Source organism: Streptomyces sp. NPDC054786, assembly GCF_053611685.1.
Genome location: NZ_JBSHAW010000015.1, coordinates 1 through 17,230, shown reverse-complemented (window position 1 = coordinate 17,230; position 17,230 = coordinate 1). Strand labels below are relative to the sequence as shown.

Genomic DNA, 17,230 nt, shown 5'->3' with positions numbered 1-17,230 from the left:
ATGTCCAGACGTAGCTCAGTCGGCGCGTGGCCCTCCCGGCGGACAGCCGCAGGACGTCCGGTGCACCAGCGTGGGTTCGAGCAGGACGGTCCGCTTCGCCCCGTCCGGGTCGGCGAGCCGGTCGATGAGCATCCGCACGGACCGGGCGCCGATCTCCTCGACCGGCTGGGCGATCGCGGTGAGCTGGGGCTGCAGCAGATCGGCCCACTCGAAGTCGTCGAAGACGCACAGGGCGAGGTCCTGCGGCACCTTGACGCTCTTCCGGGACAGGGCGCGCAGCACACCGAGCGTCATGTGGTTGTTGCCGACCACCAGCGCGCTCGGCGGGCGCTCGCCGGACAGCAGCCGCTCGGTGGCCTGCTGGGCGGTGTACGCGTGCGAGTGCCCGGAGACGACCAACTCCTGTGCCACGTCGAGACCTTGGCGGGCCATGCCGCGCTGCCAGCCGCGGACCCGCTCGGAGCTGGTGCGTACGCCACGGCGGCCGGCGATCATGCCGATACGGGTGTGCCCCAGGTCGGCGAGGTGGTCCACCAGACGGGCGGTGGACTCGACGTTGGCGGTGCCGATCTGGTCGAACGAGGTCGAGGCGCAGCGGTCGATGAGGACGGTCGGCAGTCCGGTGTCCTTGAGATAGCGCAGCGCCGCACCCCGGGCGCCGGCCGCGGTCGCCAGCAGCAGCCCGTCGACGCGGCGCTGGTGCAGGTTCTGCACCACCCGCAGCTCCTCCGCGGGATCGTCGTGGGTATCGGCTATCAGCAGGGTGTAGCCGGCGGCGCGCGCGGTGGCGTCGATGGCCGAGACCATGTCGGCGAAGTGGAAATTGGTGACCGCCGAGACCGCGAGACCGATGGTCCGGGTGCTCGCCGTCACCAGCGAGCGGGCGATGGTGTTCGGGATGTAGCCCGAGCTGCGCATGGCCTCCAGCACCTGCTCGCGGGTCTCGTCCTTCACGAACCGCGTTCCGTTGATGACATGGGACACGGTCGAGACCGACACCCCGGCCTGACGTGCCACGTCGGCCATGGTCGCCATGCGCGCCTCCTCTTCGGCCTACCCGTACCCGGGATCGTACGTTACTGATCCGTTAGGACAAGCGCTTGCGCAAACGCTTGCGCGAAATCTCCCGAGGGACCACGATGCCCAACCGTGTGCGGTCGTTTCCCGACCGGATGCCCGGCACCCGACGTCGTGTGCCGACCGCGTCCGTGACCGCCGCCTCCCGCCGCGGCCCGACGCGGCGCCGGCACCGCCGCCCCGTTCCGGCCGACGCACGAACGGGGCGGCGGGGCACCGCCACGACCGCACCCGCCCGACCACGTCAGCCCCTTCGAAGGAGCCCTCGTTGTCCCGCACCGACACCGTCTCGTCGCCCGATCCCGACGCACCGCCCCGCGGCAACGCCCGCACCGCCGTCCTCGGCGCCTCCGCCGTCGCCGCACTCGGCGGCTTCCTGTTCGGCTACGACACCGGGATCATCTCCTCGGCCCTGCTCTACCTCGCCCCCGAGTTCGGTCTGAGCTCCGGTATGCAGCAGGTGACCGTGGCGGCGCTGCTGCTCGGCGCCATCGTCGGGGTCCTCGTCAGCGGCGCGGTCACCGACGCCGTGGGCCGCCGCCGCACCCTGCTCGCCGCCGCCGCGGTCTTCACCGTGGGCGCGCTCGGCTCGGCCGCCGCCCCCGACGACACCGTGCTGATCGCCGCCCGCTTCGTCCTGGGCCTGGCCATCGGTACGGCGTCCCTCACCGTGCCCGCGTATATCGCCGAGATCGCCCCGAAGGAGAGCCGCGGGCGCCTGGTCTCGCTCAACCAGCTGATGATCACCGTCGGTATCTTCGTCTCCTACCTGGTCGGTTACGGCTTCGACGACCAGCACGGATGGCGATGGATGCTCGGCCTGGGCTGCGTACCCTCGCTCGCCATGTTCGCCGGAGTGCTGCGGCTGTCCGAGAGCCCGCGCTGGCTGCTCACCCACGGCCGGGCGGAGGAGGCGCGCCAGGTGCTGCGCCGGACCCGCACCGCCGAGGAGGCGGACGGCGAGATCCGCGAGATCCAGTCCCTTGCCGCCCGGGAGGCGACCTTCGGCTACCGCGATCTGCTGCGCCCGGCGATGCGGCCCGCGGTGCTGCTCGGCGTGGTCGTCGCGGCCACCAACCAGCTCGTCGGGGTCAACGCGGTCATCTATTACGCACCCACCATGCTCAAGCAGGCCGGTTTCGCCAGCTCCGCGGCGATCCTGTCCTCGCTGGGCATCGGCCTGGTCAACATGGTCCTCACCGCCGTCGCCCTCCTCCTCGTCGACCGCGTGGGCCGTCGCCCCCTGCTGCTCGGTGGCACCGGTGTCGTCGTGCTGGCGCTGGTCCTGCTCGGCGCGCTCTACCTCGGCAACGGCGGGCAACCCGCCTCCAGCGGGCTCCTGGTGGCCGCCCTCTGCCTGTACATCGGTGCGTTCGCGCCCAGCCTGGGTCTGGCGATCTGGCTCATCAACAGCGAAATCTTCCCCACCGCGATCCGCGGCAAGGCCGCCTCGTTCGGCAATATGACGCACTGGGGGCTGGACTTCGTCATCTCCCTCACCGTCCTCACCACCATCAACGCCCTGACCCCGACCGGTCTGTTCTGGCTCTACGCGGCCTTCGGCCTCCTCGGTGTGCTCTACCTCCACCGCCGGCTGCCGGAGACCAAGGGCCGGAGCCTGGAGGACATCACCGCCTCACTGCGTGGACGGACCCAGGACGGCGGATGACGGCGGAACGCTGACCTTCCCGCCGTACGGCCCCGGTAGACACGCCAGGGGCCCGGCGGGAAGCTGAAAAGGATGCGGACCGATGTGCACGCCCACGTGTGGAGCGAGGCCTACCTCCAGCTCCTGGAGTCCTACGGACGCCGGGACGCCGCCGCGCACCGCGGCCTGGGGGCCGGGGACAGCACTCAGGAGCTGGACGCCCGGTTCGCGATGAACGACGCGGCCGGAATCGACCACCAGATCTTGTCCGTGTCGCCCCAGGGCCCGTACTTCGCGGACGCCGGCCAGGCGGTCACGGCCGCCCGGCACGCCAATGACCACCTCGCCGGCCTGGTCCGCGACTGGCCCGCCCGTTTCTCCGCGTTCGCCGCGCTCCCGCTACCCCACCTGGACCCGTCCCTGGAGGAACTGGCCCGCGCGCTCGGCGCACTCGGCATGGTGGGCGTCGGCGTCACCACCGACGTCCTCGGCCGCAGCCTCGGCGACCCCGCCTTCACCGCGCTCTTCGAGGAACTCGACCGGCGTGGCGGCGTGCTGTCCCTGCACCCCTCCGGCCATGACGCCGGATCACCCCTGATCGCCGCCCACCGGATGCGCTGGATGGTCGGCGCGCCGACGGAGGACACCATCTGCGCGATGCACCTCATCCTGGAAGGGATCCCCCGCCGCTTTCCCCGCCTGCGGATCATCCACTCCCATCTCGGCGGCGCCCTGCCGATGCTGCTGCCCCGCGCCGACGACCACCTCCCCTGGGAGGCCCCGGACGTCGTCGAGAAGCCCACCGAGGCGGCCCGCCGCATGTGGTACGACTCGGTCGCCCACGGCCATGTACCCGCCGTGCGTGCCGCCGCCGAGTCCTACGGCGCCGACCGGCTGCTGCTCGGCACCGACTTCCCCTACCAGAGCGGTCAACAGCTGTGCCGGGCCGTCTCGTTCCTCCAGGAAGCCCTTCCGCCGGAGCGGGCCGAGGAGGTGCTGACAGCGGGGGGCCGGCTGATCCGGCGGGGCGATACGTAGGGCCGGCCCGAGGGATCATGGCCGGGGCGCCACTGTCCCGTCAGCGCTACGCGGCTTCCAGGAGGGCACGGAACCGGCGTCCGAAGAGATAGGCATCGCCCGGCCAGCGCGCCGAGAGATAGCGGCCGTCCTGCACGACGAACGCGGCGGAGTCGTCGGTCGCGGTGCCCCGCGCGGCCAGGACCCTCGGCCCCCGCTCGAAGCGGGCGTCCGGGCCGCCCAACGCGGCCCTGACCTCGTCCTCCACATACGCCGGATACGTACGGTAGTAGCGGCCGAGCCGCCATGCGGTGGCCAGATAGGCCGAGCGCTCCATGTACTTGGGCAGACAGGTCGTCCGCCGGTCCGCCAGCAGGCTGCGGCCGGTGGACGCCTCCCGTGCCCGCGCCGCCACCAGCACGCCGTGGCAGATCGCCCCGACCGGCCGGTCCAGCGCCCAGAACCTGCTGATCTGCTGCTGCAGCACCTCCGAGCCCAGGTACTGCCGCATCCCCGGGGCATGCCCGCCCGGGAGAATCAGCCCGTCGTACTCCTCCGGGGCCAGCTCCGCCCAGCCGACGGTCGCGCTGAACTCCTCGCTCCGGGCGAGTGCTTCGTAGAAACGCCGGGGTTCTTCCGCGGCGCCGAGCTGTCCGAACAGGACACCGGTCAGCAGCCGCGGATCGCATGCGGGCCGGGTGCCGGCCCGTTCGGTGGCGAAGACGACCTGATGGCCGGCGTCGGTGAGCAGCCGCCAGGGCACAGCCACTTCGGTGACATCGAAATCGCGGTCGGGGACCGGCATCAGCACGCGCACCGGGACATCATCGCAGGCCAGTGTTTCCGTCCGGTATCCACTTTGGCATCCCCGGACAACTTTCAACTCGCCTTGAGCACAGGCCGGTTGACTCGCCGTATTGCCCGACGAACGAGCCTGGACCCAGGGTCCGGGCCGAGGACAGGAGTCAGAGATGTCCCGGAAGAAGAGAGTCGGCCGGCGTCAGAAGATCCTCATCTGCGTGAGCGCCGCCGCGATGGTCGGCGGCATCGCCATCGCCACCACGGGCACCAGCCAGGCATCCGTGGCGTGCGACGGACTGGCCACCGCCCTGAGCAACAACGAGAAGTTCATCGCCGACCAGCAGGCGAAGCCGGACGCCCAGTCAGCGGCGCGGATCGCCAACCGCCAAGCCGTGATCAAGGAGATCCAGGTCAAGCAGAAAGCCGCCGGCTGCTCGGGTGGGGAAGGCGGGGGCGACGCCGCGGGCGCTCCGCCGACGGGCAGTGAGCCGCCCGCCTCCAGTGCCCCGCCCGCCTCGGAGGCTCCGCCCGGGTCGGCGGATCCTTCCGCCTCCGATGACGCCTCCGCCTCCGCGGCCCCGCCGGCCGCCGGCGGCGATGTGGTCTGCGCCGGATCGACGGTGACCCTCTCCGGCGAGGGCGGCGCCCCGGCGGCATCCAGCAACCAGTTCCCCACCGGGACCAAACTGAAGGTGACCAACCTGGACAACAACAAGTCGACGACCGTCTCCGTGACGTCGACGTCGGGCAGTTGTGCCCTGCTCAACAACGCGGCATTCGAGCAGGTACGTGAGGAGGGGAAGTTCCTGATCCGCCGCGCCCGCATCGAGCGCGTGGGCTGATCCCGGTCCGGTGGCCGGCAGCGGAGTCGCCTCCTCCGCTGCCGGCCACCCTTGTCTCCGATGTCTCCAGGGCGGCAATCGAAGGTCCGTACGGGCGACCTCACGGCGTGGCCGCTTGTCCGCCGGGGTCCGGCGAGGTGGCCTGGGGCCGCCGGGCGCCACGCGTCGCTGTCAGGCTCCCGCAGGCGATCCCACCGAGCTTTCCCAGGAGACATCGATGCCCGTGAGCCGTCGACGCCGATCCATTCCTGCCACCCTGACCGTGTCCGTGTCCGCGCTCGCCGCCCTGTCCGCGGCCTTGCTCGGCACGCTCTCCACCGGCTCGGCGCACGCCGACGAGCCGCCGGTCGCCGATCAGGGCCTGCTGCTGACCGTGTCCGGATCCGGCAACACCTGGAGCCGGGGGGTGCGGCTCAGCTGCCCGGACATCCACGGCAGACATCCGCACGCGGCCGCCGCCTGCGAGGCGCTGACCTGGGCGCGCGGGAACCTGGACGCACTGCCCGGCGAGCCGCAGGCCTGCACCAGGGAGTTCGACCCGGTCACCGCCACCGCGACCGGCACCTGGCACGGCGTCGTGGTGAACTGGCACAAGGAGTACCCCAATGCCTGCACGATGGACTCCGCGACCGGGCCCTTGTTCCGCTTCTGAGGCGGCGCACCCGCACCGGCGGGCTCAGACCGGCCGCGCCGCGAACACGCCGATCGTCACCAGTGCCAGCACCACCCAGGAGAACCAGAGCCAGCCATTGGCGCCCATCGCCACGGTGTAGGCGGTCGCCACCACCAGTCCGCCCACCGTGCACACGGCCATCGTCCTAGCAGATCCGGGCATACCCGCAACCTCCTCACGGCGGCCCGGGACACCAATGCCACGGGCCGCGGCCATGGGACCATCGTCCCCGGCCGCGGCCCGTACCGCCAGAGTGGCGACCCGCCGTCACTGCCCCCGTGCGTTGAGCGAGGCGAGATAGGCGTTGTAGTCGGCCAGTTCCTTGTCGCCGTCGCGATCGGCGGCCCGGTCCGCGCGCTGCGACTGACGCTCCTCGGACTTGTACCACTGGAAGACCAGGGCGATCAGCACCACCACGGACGGGATCTCACTGAAGGCCCAGGCGATGCCGCCGGCGGCCGACTGGTCGGACAGCGCCTCGATCCCGAGCGAGGACGGCGGGTGCAGGAAGGTGTCCACCATCGGTTCCGTGGCCATCATCAGCGCGATACCGAAGAAGGCGTGGAACGGCATGCCCGCGAACAGCTCCAGCATCCGCATCACATAGCCCGGCCGGTGCGGGCCCGGGTCGACGCCCATGATCGGCCAGAAGAACACCAGGCCGACCGCGAGGAAGTGCACCATCATCCCGATGTGCCCGGCCCGGGACTCCATCAGGAAGTCGAACAGCGGCGAGAAGTAGAGCGCGTAGAGACTCGCGATGAACAGCGGGATGGTGAACGCCGGATGCGTGATGATCCGCATGTAGCGGCTGTGCAGCAGCGCCACCAGCAGTTCGCGCGGTCCCTTGCGGCCGCGCCCGGCGGTCGGCAGCGCGCGCAGTGCCAGCGTCACCGGCGCCCCGAGCAGCAGCAGGATCGGCGAGAGCATGCTGATGACCATGTGCTGGACCATGTGCACGCTGAACATCGCCATGCCGTAGTCGTTGATCCGGGTGCACATCACCAGTGCCACCGTCAGTACGCCCACGGCCCAGGCCACGGTCCGGCCCACCGGCCAGGCATCACCGCGCCGCCGCAGCCGGATCACCGCCCAGCCGTACAGCCCGAGTCCCAGCAGGCAGCCGACGAGAAAGAACGGATCACCACCGAACTCCAGGCCCCGCGCCAGCGTGAACGGCGGCAGATCCATGTTCATGCCGTCCATGCCGTGCCCGCTGTGATCCATCCGCTCGCTCCTGATTCGTACCAATGCTCCGGCGACAAGACTAGAACCGCCCCCGGCACGCGGATCGGCCGGGGGCGGTTCGTACCGCACGAGCTAAAGCACTGAGGCCACCCAGGTCACAGCACGCACTCGGCCTCGTCGTAGCGCTCCGCCGGCACCGTCTTGAGCGTCTCCACGGCCTCGGCCAGCGACACCAGCGTGATGTCGGTGCCGCGCAGTGCCGTCATCATCCCGAAGTCGCCGCGGTGCGCGGCCTCGACGGCGTGCCAGCCGAAGCGGGTGGCGAGCACCCGGTCGTACGCGGTCGGGGTGCCGCCGCGCTGGACGTGCCCGAGTATCACTGGCCGGGCCTCCTTGCCGAGGCGGTCCTCCAGCTCCACGGAGAGCTGCCGGGCGACGCCGGCGAACCGCTCATGGCCGTACATGTCCTTGCTGCCGATGTCGAACGACATGGTGCCCTCGCGCGGCCTGGCGCCCTCGGCGACGACCACGATCGCGAACTTCTTGCCGGCCTCGAACCGCTCGGCGACCCGCGCGGTCAGCTCCTCGATGTCGAAGGGCCGCTCCGGCACCACGATCGCGTGCGCACCGGCCGCCATCCCCGAGTGCAGCGCGATCCAGCCGGTGTGCCGCCCCATCACCTCGACGATCATCACCCGCTGATGGGACTCGGCGGTGGTCTTGAGCCGGTCCAGTGCCTCGGTGGCCACACCCACCGCGGTGTCGAAGCCGAACGTCACGTCCGTGACCGCGATGTCGTTGTCGATGGTCTTCGGTACGCCGACGATCGGCAGCCCGGCGTCCGACAGCAGCCGCGCCGCCTTCAGCGTGCCCTCGCCGCCGATCGGGATGATCGCGTCCAGGCCCAGCTCGGCGACATGGCCACGGGCCCGCTCCACGCCGTCCCGCAGATGCGCGGGCTGCACCCGCGAGGACCCGAGGATGGTGCCGCCGCGCGCCAGGATGCCGCCGACGGCGTCGAGGTCGAGCTTGCGGTAGTCGCACTCCAGCAGGCCCTTCCAGCCGTCGCGGAAGCCGATCACCTCATCGCCGTGATCGGCGGTGGCGCGATGGACGACGGAGCGGATGACGGCGTTCAAGCCGGGGCAGTCGCCGCCGGAGGTGAGTACACCAATACGCATTGCTCGAAAAACCCTCTGCAACTCAACCGGGGGCCCGGACCCCGTCGTCCGGTTGGATCCCGCTCACCCTACAAGCGCAGGGCCGCCGGGAACACGTACGCCCGCAGTGCGGACTGCGGGCGTACGAAAACGGTGGAATTCGGGCGGACGTCGCCGACGGCGAACCGCTCGAAACCGGGACGAAGTGGTATTAAGCAGGCTGAGTCGCCGCGGCGATCCGCTCCTGACGCAACGCCTCGTACCAGCGGTCCTCCACCGGAGGCAGCGCATTGACATCCAGCGCCAGCTTGATCAGCAGATCGGCGATATGCGGATTGCGCGCCATCACCGGCCCGTGCATGTACGTACCGAAGACGGTGTCGTTCCATGCGCCCTCGTAGCCGTCGCCGACGCCGTTGCCCTTGCCGAACCGCACCTTGGCGAACGGCCGGGCGGTCTTGCCCAGGTGCGTCACGCCCTGGTGGTTCTCGAAGCCGGTCAGCGGCGGCAGCCCCAACTGCGGGTCGATATCGGCGAGTACGTCGCCGACACAGCGCTCGGCCTCGCCGCGGGTGCTGACCACGTCGAGCAGCCCCAGGCCCTCCTGCCGCTCCCCGAGGTCATTGATGAACTCGTGCCCCAGGATCTGGTAGCCGGCGCACACCGAGAAGACGATCGCGCCGTTGGAGACCGCGCGGCTCAGCCCGCCGTCGCGGATCAGCCGCTCGGACGCCAGCCGCTGCGGCCGGTCCTCGCCGCCGCCGATCAGATAGATATCGCCGGAGGTGGGAATCTGCTGGTCGGACCGTACGTCCAGGCGCTGGACGTCCAGACCGCGCTGGCGCGCCCGCCGCTCCACCACCAGGGCGTTCCCCTGGTCGCCGTACGTGCTCAGCAGGTCCGGGTAGATCCACACCAGGCGCAGGCTGTTGTCACTCATGCTCGCTCGTCCTTGTCCCTCACGTCGGTGGACCGCACTCAGTTGCCCACGCGCCGGCGCAGGTCCTGGAAGGCCGTGTAGTTGGCGATGACCTCGATGCGGCCGGGCGGTGCCAGCTGCACCGCCTCTTCGAGGTTCTCGCACACCTGGAAGTCCAGGCCCGCGACCTCCAGGCGCACCGCCAGGTCCAGCTTGCGGTCGCCGAGTACGAAGATCGGGTGCCCGGCGAGCCGGGTGTAGTCGACGTCCCACAGCCAGGAGGTGTCCGTGCCGTCCGCGCCGCGGGCGTTCACCGACATGATCACGGGGGTGGGCGGCGGGTCGATCAGCGAGAACGTCTCCAGCCAGCCGGCCGGGTTCTTCGCCAGCAGCAGCCGCAGCTCCCGCTCCATGAAGGTGACCACGTCGTAGCGGCCGGCCACCGCCTGCACCGAGAACATCCGCTCCAGGGCCACCTGCGGCGGCACCCCGAAGGCGGCGGCGACCGCGGCGGACGTGGTGGCGTTCGCCTTGTTGGCACGCCCCGGCAATTGCAGCTTGATCGGCCAGGCGCTGCCGTGCGGGTCGAGAACATGATCGCCGGACAGTGCCCAGCTGGGCGTGGGACGGCGGAATCCGCACTCGGCGCAGAACCAGTCCTCGCCCGGCCGCTGCATCACACCACCGCACGAGGGGCAGGACCAGGCGTCGTCCTTCCACTCCTGCCCGGCCGCGACCCACACCACATTCGCGGACGACGAGGCCGCCCAGACGATCAGCGGGTCGTCCGCGTTGGCGATGATCAGGGCCTTGGAACCGGCCAGGCCCTCGCGCCAGTGCTCGGCCAGCATCCGGGTCTCCGCGGCGCGGTCGAGCTGGTCGCGCGAGAGGTTCAGCAGCGCTATGGCCTTCGGCGTCACATCGCGTGCCACGCCGGCGAGGTACTTCTCGTCCACCTCGATGACGCCGTAACGGGCGTCCGAGCCACCGGCCAGCGCGGAGGTGATGCCCGCCGGCATGTTGGCGCCGAGCGCGTTGGAGACCACCGGGCCACTGGCCCGCAGCGCCTCAGCGATCAGTCGCGTCGTCGTCGTCTTGCCGTTGGTCGCCGACACCAGGATGACGTCCAAGTGCCGGGCCAGCCGCGCCAGCAGGTCGGGGTCGAGCTTGAGCGCCACCCGGCCACCGATCACCGATCCGCTGCCGCGGCCCGCCGCGCGCGATACCGCCGCCGCGGCCTTGCCCGCCGTCACGGCCAGCTTGGCCCGCGGCGACAGCGGGTCCGTGTTGCCTGCCATCGTCCTTGATCCTCCTTGCATCCGGCGCCCGCCTGCCCTGAGGCTGCCGGTGGAACGCTTCCTCCGCAGCCGATGACCGGCCGAGGCTTCGGTCGGGGATCAGCCTATCGAGATCCGGCCCCGGGCCCGAACCCCGCCACCCGTCCGGCGACATCCCGGGCGCGCCGGACCGTACGCTTACCCCCATGCCTCCCCGCACCATCCCCGGCAGTTCCGGCCGGGTCCGCCCGCTGCGCCTGCTCGGCGATCCGGCCCTGACCGAGCCCTGCCGGGAGGTCACCGCCTTCGACGGCGAGCTGGCCCGGCTGGTCGAGGACATGTACGCGACGATGTACGCCGCGCACGGTGTGGGCCTTGCCGCCAATCAGATCGGCGTCCCGCTCCGGGTGTTCGTCTACGACTGCCCCGACGACGAGGAACGCCGCCACCTCGGGCATCTGGTGAACCCCCGGCTCGTCGAGGCCGACGGCCCGGTCGTCCGCGGGCCCGAGGGCTGTCTCTCGCTCCCCGGCATCGAGGCCGGCACTCCGCGCCACGACCACACCGTCGTGACCGGGTTCAGCGTCACCGGCGAGCCCAGGACGGTGACCGGCACCGGCTTCTTCGCCCGCTGCCTCCAGCACGAGTGCGACCACCTCGACGGCGGGCTGTACGTCGACCGCCTCACCGGGCTGCGCCGCCGCCGCGCGCTGCGCGCGGCGGCCAGGGCCCCGTGGGCGGCGACGCAGGCGTCCGGCCGCTGAGCGACCAGCGCCTCCTGCCGTTTCACGGTCCGGTGCTCAGAAGCCCGGACCGTCCGCGCGGTCCTCGACCGCGGCCAGCTGACCCCAGAGCAGATCGGCCAGCTGCGTGACCAACTGCTCGCGCGAACAAGGACGTTCCCGCAGCCACCAGTCACCCGCGCCGTGCATCATGCCGACGATGCCGTGTCCCCATACGCGTGCCGACAGCTCGCCGCCCGGCCCCAGGTCGAGCCGGTCGGTGATCACCTTGGCCAGCTCCTCGCCGAGCCGGCGCAGCAGCGGTGCGGAGTGCCGCCCGACGTCGAAGCCGGACTCCGACGCGGTGTCCTCATCCGACGGATGCATCAGGAAGCGGTACACCTGAGGCCGGGCCTCGATCGCGAGCAGGTACGCGTCGAGGGTGGCCTCGACGCGGTCCCGGCGCAGTACGGGCGCGTCCAGCGCGGTCGCCAGATTGGCCAGCAAGGCATCGGTGTGCCGTACGGCGAGTGCGCGGTACAGCCCGCCCTTGTCGCCGAAGTGCCGGTAGAGGATCGGCTTGGTGATGCCGGCCTCGGCGGCGATGGCGTTCATCGATGCGTCCGGGCCGTCGCGCAGCACAATGCGCTCGGCGGCCTCCAACAGCTCCCGCCGTCTGCGCTCGGTCGCCGTCTGCTGGCGGCCGCTGTGCTTTGTACTTTCCATGGTCGTGCTCCCCACCCTTGTGAATCTGTGGCGCTCGCGCAACGTAACACCCGAACTCCACGGTGAATTCGTCCTCAGGGGAGTTGACATCCCCTACTGGTGAGTAACACACTGCGGGTTACCGCTAGTAACAACGATAGTGCCTGGTAGCAGTGGAGGGGAACATGGCCGAGTTCACCATGGAGCTCAACGACGAGCAGAAGGAAGTCCGTGACTGGGTTCACGGCTTCGCCGCGGACGTCATGCGCCCCGCCGCCGCCGAATGGGACGAGCGCGAGGAGACCCCCTGGCCCGTCATCCAGGAGGCCGCCAAGATCGGCCTGTACTCGCTGGACTTCTACGCCCAGCAATTCTTCGACCCCACCGGCCTCGGCATCCCCATGTCCATGGAGGAGCTGTTCTGGGGCGACGCCGGCATCGGCCTGTCGATCGTGGGCACCGGGCTCGCCGCCGTCGGTGTGCTCGCGAACGGCACCGAGGAGCAGATCGGCACCTGGGTCCCGCAGATGTACGGCGACGCCGGCGATGTCAAGGTCGCCGCCTTCTGCTCGTCGGAACTGGACGCCGGCTCGGATGTCGCCGCGATGCGTACCCGCGCGGTCTACGACGGGGCCAAGGACGAGTGGGTGCTCAACGGCACCAAGACCTGGGCCACCAACGGCGGGATCGCCAACGTCCATGTCGTCGTCGCGGCCGTCGACCCCGAGCTCGGCTCCAAGGGCCATGCCTCGTTCATCGTCCCCCCGAACACCCCCGGCCTCTCCCAGGGGCAGAAGTTCAAGAAGCACGGCATCCGCGCCTCGCACACCGCCGAGGTCGTCCTGGAGGACGTCCGGGTCCCCGGCCACTGCCTGCTCGGCGGCAAGGAGAAGCTCGACGAGCGCCTCGCCCGTGCCCGTGAGAAGGCCAAGAGCGGTGGCGAGCGCGTGAAGAACGCCGCCATGGCCACCTTCGAGGCCTCCCGCCCGGCCGTCGGCGCGATGGCGGTCGGCACCGCCCGCGCGGCCTACGAAGAGGCCCTGGAGTACGCCAAAACCCGCTCCCAGTTCGGCCGCCCGATCATCGACAACCAGGGTGTGGCCTTCCAGCTCGCCGATATGCGCACCCAGATCGATGCCGCCCGCCTGCTGGTCTGGCGCGCCTCGTGGATGGCGGTGGCGGGCAAGCCGTTCACCTCCGCCGAAGGCTCCATGTCCAAGCTCTTCGCCAGCGAGGTCGCCAAAAAGGTCACCGCCCAGGCCGTACAGATCCTCGGCGGCAACGGCTTCACCCGTGAATACCCGGTGGAGCGGATGCACCGTGATGCCGCTATTTACACGATCTTCGAGGGCACCAGCGAAATCCAGCGACTGGTGATTGCCCGCACGGTTTCCGGGATGCCGATCCGCTGATCCGTACGTGCAGTAAAGCGCGCGGAGTTATCAATTGCGTGGGCCCCGCCCGGTCACCGGGCGGGGCCCACGCATGTGCTGGTCGAGCGCCGGAAAATGGATTCCGGAATTCGGCTGTGGGAGATGTCGGGGAGCTCAACTCGACGGTCGGGGCAGGCGACGGGGTGGGGGCGAATTCGCGGTACGGATATGGCCGTGACGCTCGACGGGCCGGTGGGCCGGGCGTGCGCGGCGGCGCCGGCGTGACCGCCCCGGCCTCCGGCGGGCGCACGGGTGCAGACCGCGAACGGTGAAAACCCCGGCGGGTTCGGAGCTTCTGCGCGATGGCCGTCGGGCCCGGCCAACGGCAAGGGCACGACTTATCGGAAATAGCTCATACAACCTTCAACCAGTGGATAGTATTCGGCTTGCCGTGGCCGTGCGATCGTCAGCGCAGGTGACCGCTTCGACGAAGTCGCGGCACATTGCTCGCCACCGCCTTCGTCGAATGGCGACGCTCGAAGAGCGGGTTGGTCACCGTGTGCGGGGCGGGGGAGGGGAATCCCCCGGCGACAACCGCTGACCTCTGTAAGGGAGCCCCACCGCAAGGGAGTTGTGGTGGGGCTCAGCTGTGTTCGCGTGGTGTCGGTCGGGTCAACGCCGGTCACCGGTAGCTGGACGCGTCGCCGCTCGGCCCGCTCGGCCCGCTCGGCCCGCTCGGCCCGCTCGGCCCGCTCGGCCCCTCGCCCCCTTCGTGCCCTGCGCGTCACGCGGGCGTCCACCTCGCCCCTCCTCGTTGCGGGCACCCAGGCATCGGAGGCCCGGCCTCCCCTTGACGGGTGGGTCGCTGCGTTCTACGTTCCTTCCATAAAGCAAAACATTAATTCCATGATGCGGAATTGATCCCCTCCGGCCGTTCGTCGGAGCTTGCCCGTGACAGGTCGACGCAGGAGTACTCGATGCCTCGAATGACAGCCGCTCGCGCCGCGGTGGAGATCCTCAAGCGTGAGGGCGTGACCAACGCCTTCGGAGTGCCGGGTGCCGCGATCAACCCCTTCTACGCAGCGCTCAAGGGCGCGGGCGGGATCGACCACACGCTGGCCCGCCATGTCGAGGGCGCCTCGCACATGGCGGAGGGGTACACCCGGACCCACCCGGGCAACATCGGCGTCTGCATCGGCACCTCCGGCCCGGCCGGCACGGACATGATCACCGGCCTCTACTCCGCGATCGGTGACTCGATCCCGATCCTGTGCATCACCGGCCAGGCCCCGACCGCGGTGATCCAGAAGGAGGACTTCCAGGCCGTCGACATCGCCTCGATCGCCAAGCCGGTCACCAAGGCCGCCACCACGGTCATGGAGGCCGCGCAGGTCCCCGGGGTCTTCCAGCAGGCCTTCCACCTGATGCGCTCCGGGCGGCCCGGCCCGGTCCTGATCGACCTGCCGATCGACGTCCAGCTGACGGAGATCGACTTCGACCCCGAGACCTATGAGCCGCTGCCGGCGTTCAAGCCGACCGCGACCCGTGCCCAGGTCGAGAAGGCCCTCACGCTCCTCAACGAGTCCCGGCGCCCCCTGATCGTCGCCGGTGGCGGCATCATCAACGCCGATGCCTCCGAGCTGCTGGTCGAGTTCGCCGAGCTGACCGGCACCCCGGTCGTCCCCACCCTGATGGGCTGGGGAATCCTGGCCGACGACCATGAGCTCAACGCCGGCATGGTCGGCCTGCAGACCTCGCACCGCTACGGCAACGCGAACTTCCTGGAGTCCGACTTCGTCCTGGGCATCGGCAACCGCTGGGCCAACCGCCACACCGGCAAGCTCGACGTCTACACCCAGGGCCGGAAGTTCGTCCATGTCGACATCGAGCCGACCCAGATCGGCAAGATCTTCGCTCCGGACTACGGGATCGCCTCGGACGCCAAGGCCGCGCTGGAGCTGTTCGTCGAGGTGGCCAAGGAGCTCAAGGCCGCCGGTAAGCTCCCCGACCGCAGTGACTGGGCCGCCTCCACCCAGGTGCGCAAGGCCCAACTCCAGCGCCGTACGCACTTCGACGACATCCCGATGAAGCCGCAGCGTGTCTACGAGGAGATGAACAAGGCCTTCGGTCCGGAGACCCGCTATGTGACCACCATCGGTCTCTCCCAGATCGCCGGCGCGCAGATGCTGCACGTCTACAAGCCGCGCCACTGGATCAACTGCGGACAGGCCGGCCCGCTCGGCTGGACCATCCCGGCCGCGCTGGGTGTGGCCACCGCAGACCCGGAGACGCCGGTCGTCGCCCTCTCCGGTGACTACGACTTCCAGTTCATGCTCGAAGAGCTGGCCGTCGGCGCCCAGCACAAGATCCCCTACGTGCATGTCCTGGTGAACAACGCGTACCTGGGCCTGATCCGTCAGGCACAGCGCAACCTCGACATCAACTTCCAGGTCAACCTGGAGTTCGAGAACATCAACGCGCCGGAACTGGGCGTCTACGGCGTGGACCACGTCAAGGTCGCCGAGGGCCTGGGCTGCAAGGCCATCCGCGTCACCGACCCGAGCGAGCTGGGCGCCGCCTTCGAGGAGGCCAAGAAGCTGGCCGCCGAACACCGCGTCCCGGTCGTGGTCGAGGCGATCCTCGAGCGGATCACCAACATCTCGATGAGCGGTACCGACATCGCCAGTGTCAACGAGTGGGAGGACATCGCGACCGAGCCGGGCCATGCGCCCACCGCGATCAAGCCGCTCAAGGTCTGACGGCGACTCCGGTTTCGCGTGGTGAGCCGGGCGTCCGCGCTCCTCTCGCCCGACTCACCGCCATCCCGTAGATCAGTTCCCACATCCGTTATCCGGAAGGAGTGTCGGCCCTGATGGGTTTCTCGGACACGCGCTTCAACGTCAATCTGTCGATTTTGTTCACCGAGCTTCCGTTGCTGGAGCGGCCGGGGGCCGCGCGGGCGGTGGGTTTCACGGCGGTGGAGCTGTGGTGGCCGTGGGTGGATGCTCCGGTTCCGGAGCGGGCGGAGCTGGAGGCGCTGCGGGCGGCGTTGACGGCGGCGGGTGTGCAGTTGGTGGGGCTGAATTTCTATGCCGGGCAGTTGCCGGGGCCCGACCGTGGTGCGCTGTCGGTGCCGGGTGCGGAGTCGGAGAAGTTCCGGGCGAATGTGCCGGTGGCGGTGGAGTTCGGGCGGTCGCTGGGCTGCACCGCCTTCAACGCCCTCTACGGCAACCGGGTGGAGGGAGTGTCGCCGGCGGAGCAGGACGAGCTGGCGCTGGAGAATCTGGCGTTCGCCGCGCGGGCGGTGGCCGAGGTGGACGGGACGCTGCTGATCGAGGCGCTCAACGCCCCGGAGTCGCCGCACTGCCCCATCGTCTGTGCGCCGAAGGCCGTTGAGGTCGTCGATGCGGTCAACGCGGCGACCGGCCTGGACAATGCCCGCTTCCTGATGGATCTCTACCACCTGTCCAGGAACGGCGAGGACCTGGAGGAGGTCATCGACCGCTACACCGCCAAGACCGCCCACGTGCAGATCGCCGACAGCCCCGGCCGCGGCGCCCCCGGCACCGGCGGCCTCGACCTCGCCGGTCTGCTCGAGCGCCTCCGCAAGGCCGGCTACGACGGCTGGACGGGCCTGGAGTACAAGCCCGGCGACGGCCCCAGCGCCGGCGCCTTCGCCTGGCTGCCCGCCCCCCTGCGCCCCGCCCACTGACCACCACCCTGCCGCCCCCTGTTTTGTTGTGACTGTGAAAGAGGCACCCTGATGAGCAACCTCCCCAAGATCGCGTGGATCGGGCTCGGCATCATGGGCTCCCCCATGGCCGAGAA

16 protein-coding genes are annotated in these 17,230 nt (G+C 70.2%); 8 read left to right on the top strand and 8 right to left on the bottom strand.

The features are described 5' to 3' along the window. Positions 1-15: 15 nt before the first annotated feature. Entirely contained in the window at positions 16-1,035 is a 1,020-nt protein-coding gene (locus ACWGI6_RS14615; protein ID WP_453267822.1) for a LacI family DNA-binding transcriptional regulator, read from the bottom strand. A 310-nt stretch (positions 1,036-1,345) separates the two neighbouring features. Here ACWGI6_RS14615 and ACWGI6_RS14610 point away from each other — a divergent pair, with 310 nt between their 5' ends. Together ACWGI6_RS14610 and ACWGI6_RS14605 are read left to right on the top strand one after the other, a co-directional pair. After that, positions 1,346-2,746: a sugar porter family MFS transporter gene (locus tag ACWGI6_RS14610; protein ID WP_453267821.1), complete on the top strand. Its 1,401-nt coding sequence runs from the start codon at positions 1,346-1,348 to the stop codon at positions 2,744-2,746. Positions 2,747-2,818: 72 nt separating this feature from the next. Next, the gene (locus ACWGI6_RS14605; protein ID WP_453267820.1) at positions 2,819-3,763 is read left to right on the top strand and encodes an amidohydrolase family protein; all 945 of its coding nucleotides are present in this window, start codon (positions 2,819-2,821) and stop codon (positions 3,761-3,763) included. A 46-nt stretch (positions 3,764-3,809) separates the two neighbouring features. Here the strand turns inward: ACWGI6_RS14605 and ACWGI6_RS14600 are convergent, their stop codons facing one another. Then, positions 3,810-4,559, bottom strand: a complete 750-nt coding sequence (locus ACWGI6_RS14600; protein ID WP_453267819.1) for a type 1 glutamine amidotransferase domain-containing protein — start codon at positions 4,557-4,559, stop codon at positions 3,810-3,812. A 154-nt stretch (positions 4,560-4,713) separates the two neighbouring features. Between ACWGI6_RS14600 and ACWGI6_RS14595 the strand changes: the two genes are divergently transcribed. Together ACWGI6_RS14595 and ACWGI6_RS14590 are read left to right on the top strand one after the other, a co-directional pair. Beyond that, positions 4,714-5,385, top strand: a complete 672-nt coding sequence (locus tag ACWGI6_RS14595) for a hypothetical protein (protein ID WP_453267818.1) — start codon at positions 4,714-4,716, stop codon at positions 5,383-5,385. A gap of 217 nt (positions 5,386-5,602) precedes the next feature. Further along, the gene (locus ACWGI6_RS14590) at positions 5,603-6,037 is read left to right on the top strand and encodes an SSI family serine proteinase inhibitor (RefSeq protein ID WP_453267817.1); all 435 of its coding nucleotides are present in this window, start codon (positions 5,603-5,605) and stop codon (positions 6,035-6,037) included. Between the two features lie 24 nt (positions 6,038-6,061). Here the strand turns inward: ACWGI6_RS14590 and ACWGI6_RS14585 are convergent, their stop codons facing one another. From ACWGI6_RS14585 to ACWGI6_RS14565, 5 genes are all read right to left on the bottom strand, one after another. Next, positions 6,062-6,220, bottom strand: coding sequence for a hypothetical protein (locus ACWGI6_RS14585; RefSeq protein ID WP_453267816.1), 159 nt, complete (start codon positions 6,218-6,220; stop codon positions 6,062-6,064). Positions 6,221-6,325: 105 nt separating this feature from the next. Beyond that, complete coding sequence (locus tag ACWGI6_RS14580; protein WP_453267815.1) at positions 6,326-7,285, bottom strand: cytochrome c oxidase assembly protein; 960 nt, start codon at positions 7,283-7,285, stop codon at positions 6,326-6,328. Between the two features lie 116 nt (positions 7,286-7,401). Continuing rightward, a complete protein-coding gene (locus ACWGI6_RS14575; RefSeq protein ID WP_453267814.1) occupies positions 7,402-8,427 on the bottom strand; it encodes a 6-phosphofructokinase in 1,026 nt (341 codons plus the stop codon). Between the two features lie 190 nt (positions 8,428-8,617). Continuing rightward, on the bottom strand, positions 8,618-9,346 hold the full coding sequence (locus tag ACWGI6_RS14570) for a type 1 glutamine amidotransferase (RefSeq protein ID WP_086716724.1): 729 nt from the start codon (positions 9,344-9,346) through the stop codon (positions 8,618-8,620). Between the two features lie 38 nt (positions 9,347-9,384). Beyond that, positions 9,385-10,623, bottom strand: coding sequence for a MurT ligase domain-containing protein (locus ACWGI6_RS14565; RefSeq protein ID WP_453267813.1), 1,239 nt, complete (start codon positions 10,621-10,623; stop codon positions 9,385-9,387). 185 nt (positions 10,624-10,808) lie between these two features. Between ACWGI6_RS14565 and def the strand changes: the two genes are divergently transcribed. Then, positions 10,809-11,366, top strand: a complete 558-nt coding sequence (gene def, locus ACWGI6_RS14560; protein ID WP_453267812.1) for a peptide deformylase — start codon at positions 10,809-10,811, stop codon at positions 11,364-11,366. Between the two features lie 36 nt (positions 11,367-11,402). Here the strand turns inward: def and ACWGI6_RS14555 are convergent, their stop codons facing one another. Further along, positions 11,403-12,050 carry a TetR family transcriptional regulator gene (locus ACWGI6_RS14555; RefSeq protein ID WP_393910369.1) on the bottom strand — a complete coding sequence of 216 codons (648 nt, stop codon included), beginning with the start codon at positions 12,048-12,050 and terminating at the stop codon, positions 11,403-11,405. 164 nt (positions 12,051-12,214) lie between these two features. On the opposite strand from ACWGI6_RS14555, the gene ACWGI6_RS14550 reads away from it, so the two are divergent. The 3 genes from ACWGI6_RS14550 (at position 12,215) to ACWGI6_RS14540 (ending at position 17,114) form a co-directional block, all read left to right on the top strand. After that, on the top strand, positions 12,215-13,441 hold the full coding sequence (locus ACWGI6_RS14550) for an acyl-CoA dehydrogenase family protein (RefSeq protein WP_453267811.1): 1,227 nt from the start codon (positions 12,215-12,217) through the stop codon (positions 13,439-13,441). A 938-nt stretch (positions 13,442-14,379) separates the two neighbouring features. Then, positions 14,380-16,161, top strand: coding sequence for a glyoxylate carboligase (gene gcl, locus ACWGI6_RS14545; protein ID WP_453267810.1), 1,782 nt, complete (start codon positions 14,380-14,382; stop codon positions 16,159-16,161). 113 nt (positions 16,162-16,274) lie between these two features. Further along, the gene (locus ACWGI6_RS14540) at positions 16,275-17,114 is read left to right on the top strand and encodes a TIM barrel protein (RefSeq protein ID WP_453267809.1); all 840 of its coding nucleotides are present in this window, start codon (positions 16,275-16,277) and stop codon (positions 17,112-17,114) included. The last annotated feature ends 116 nt before the right edge of the window (positions 17,115-17,230 follow it).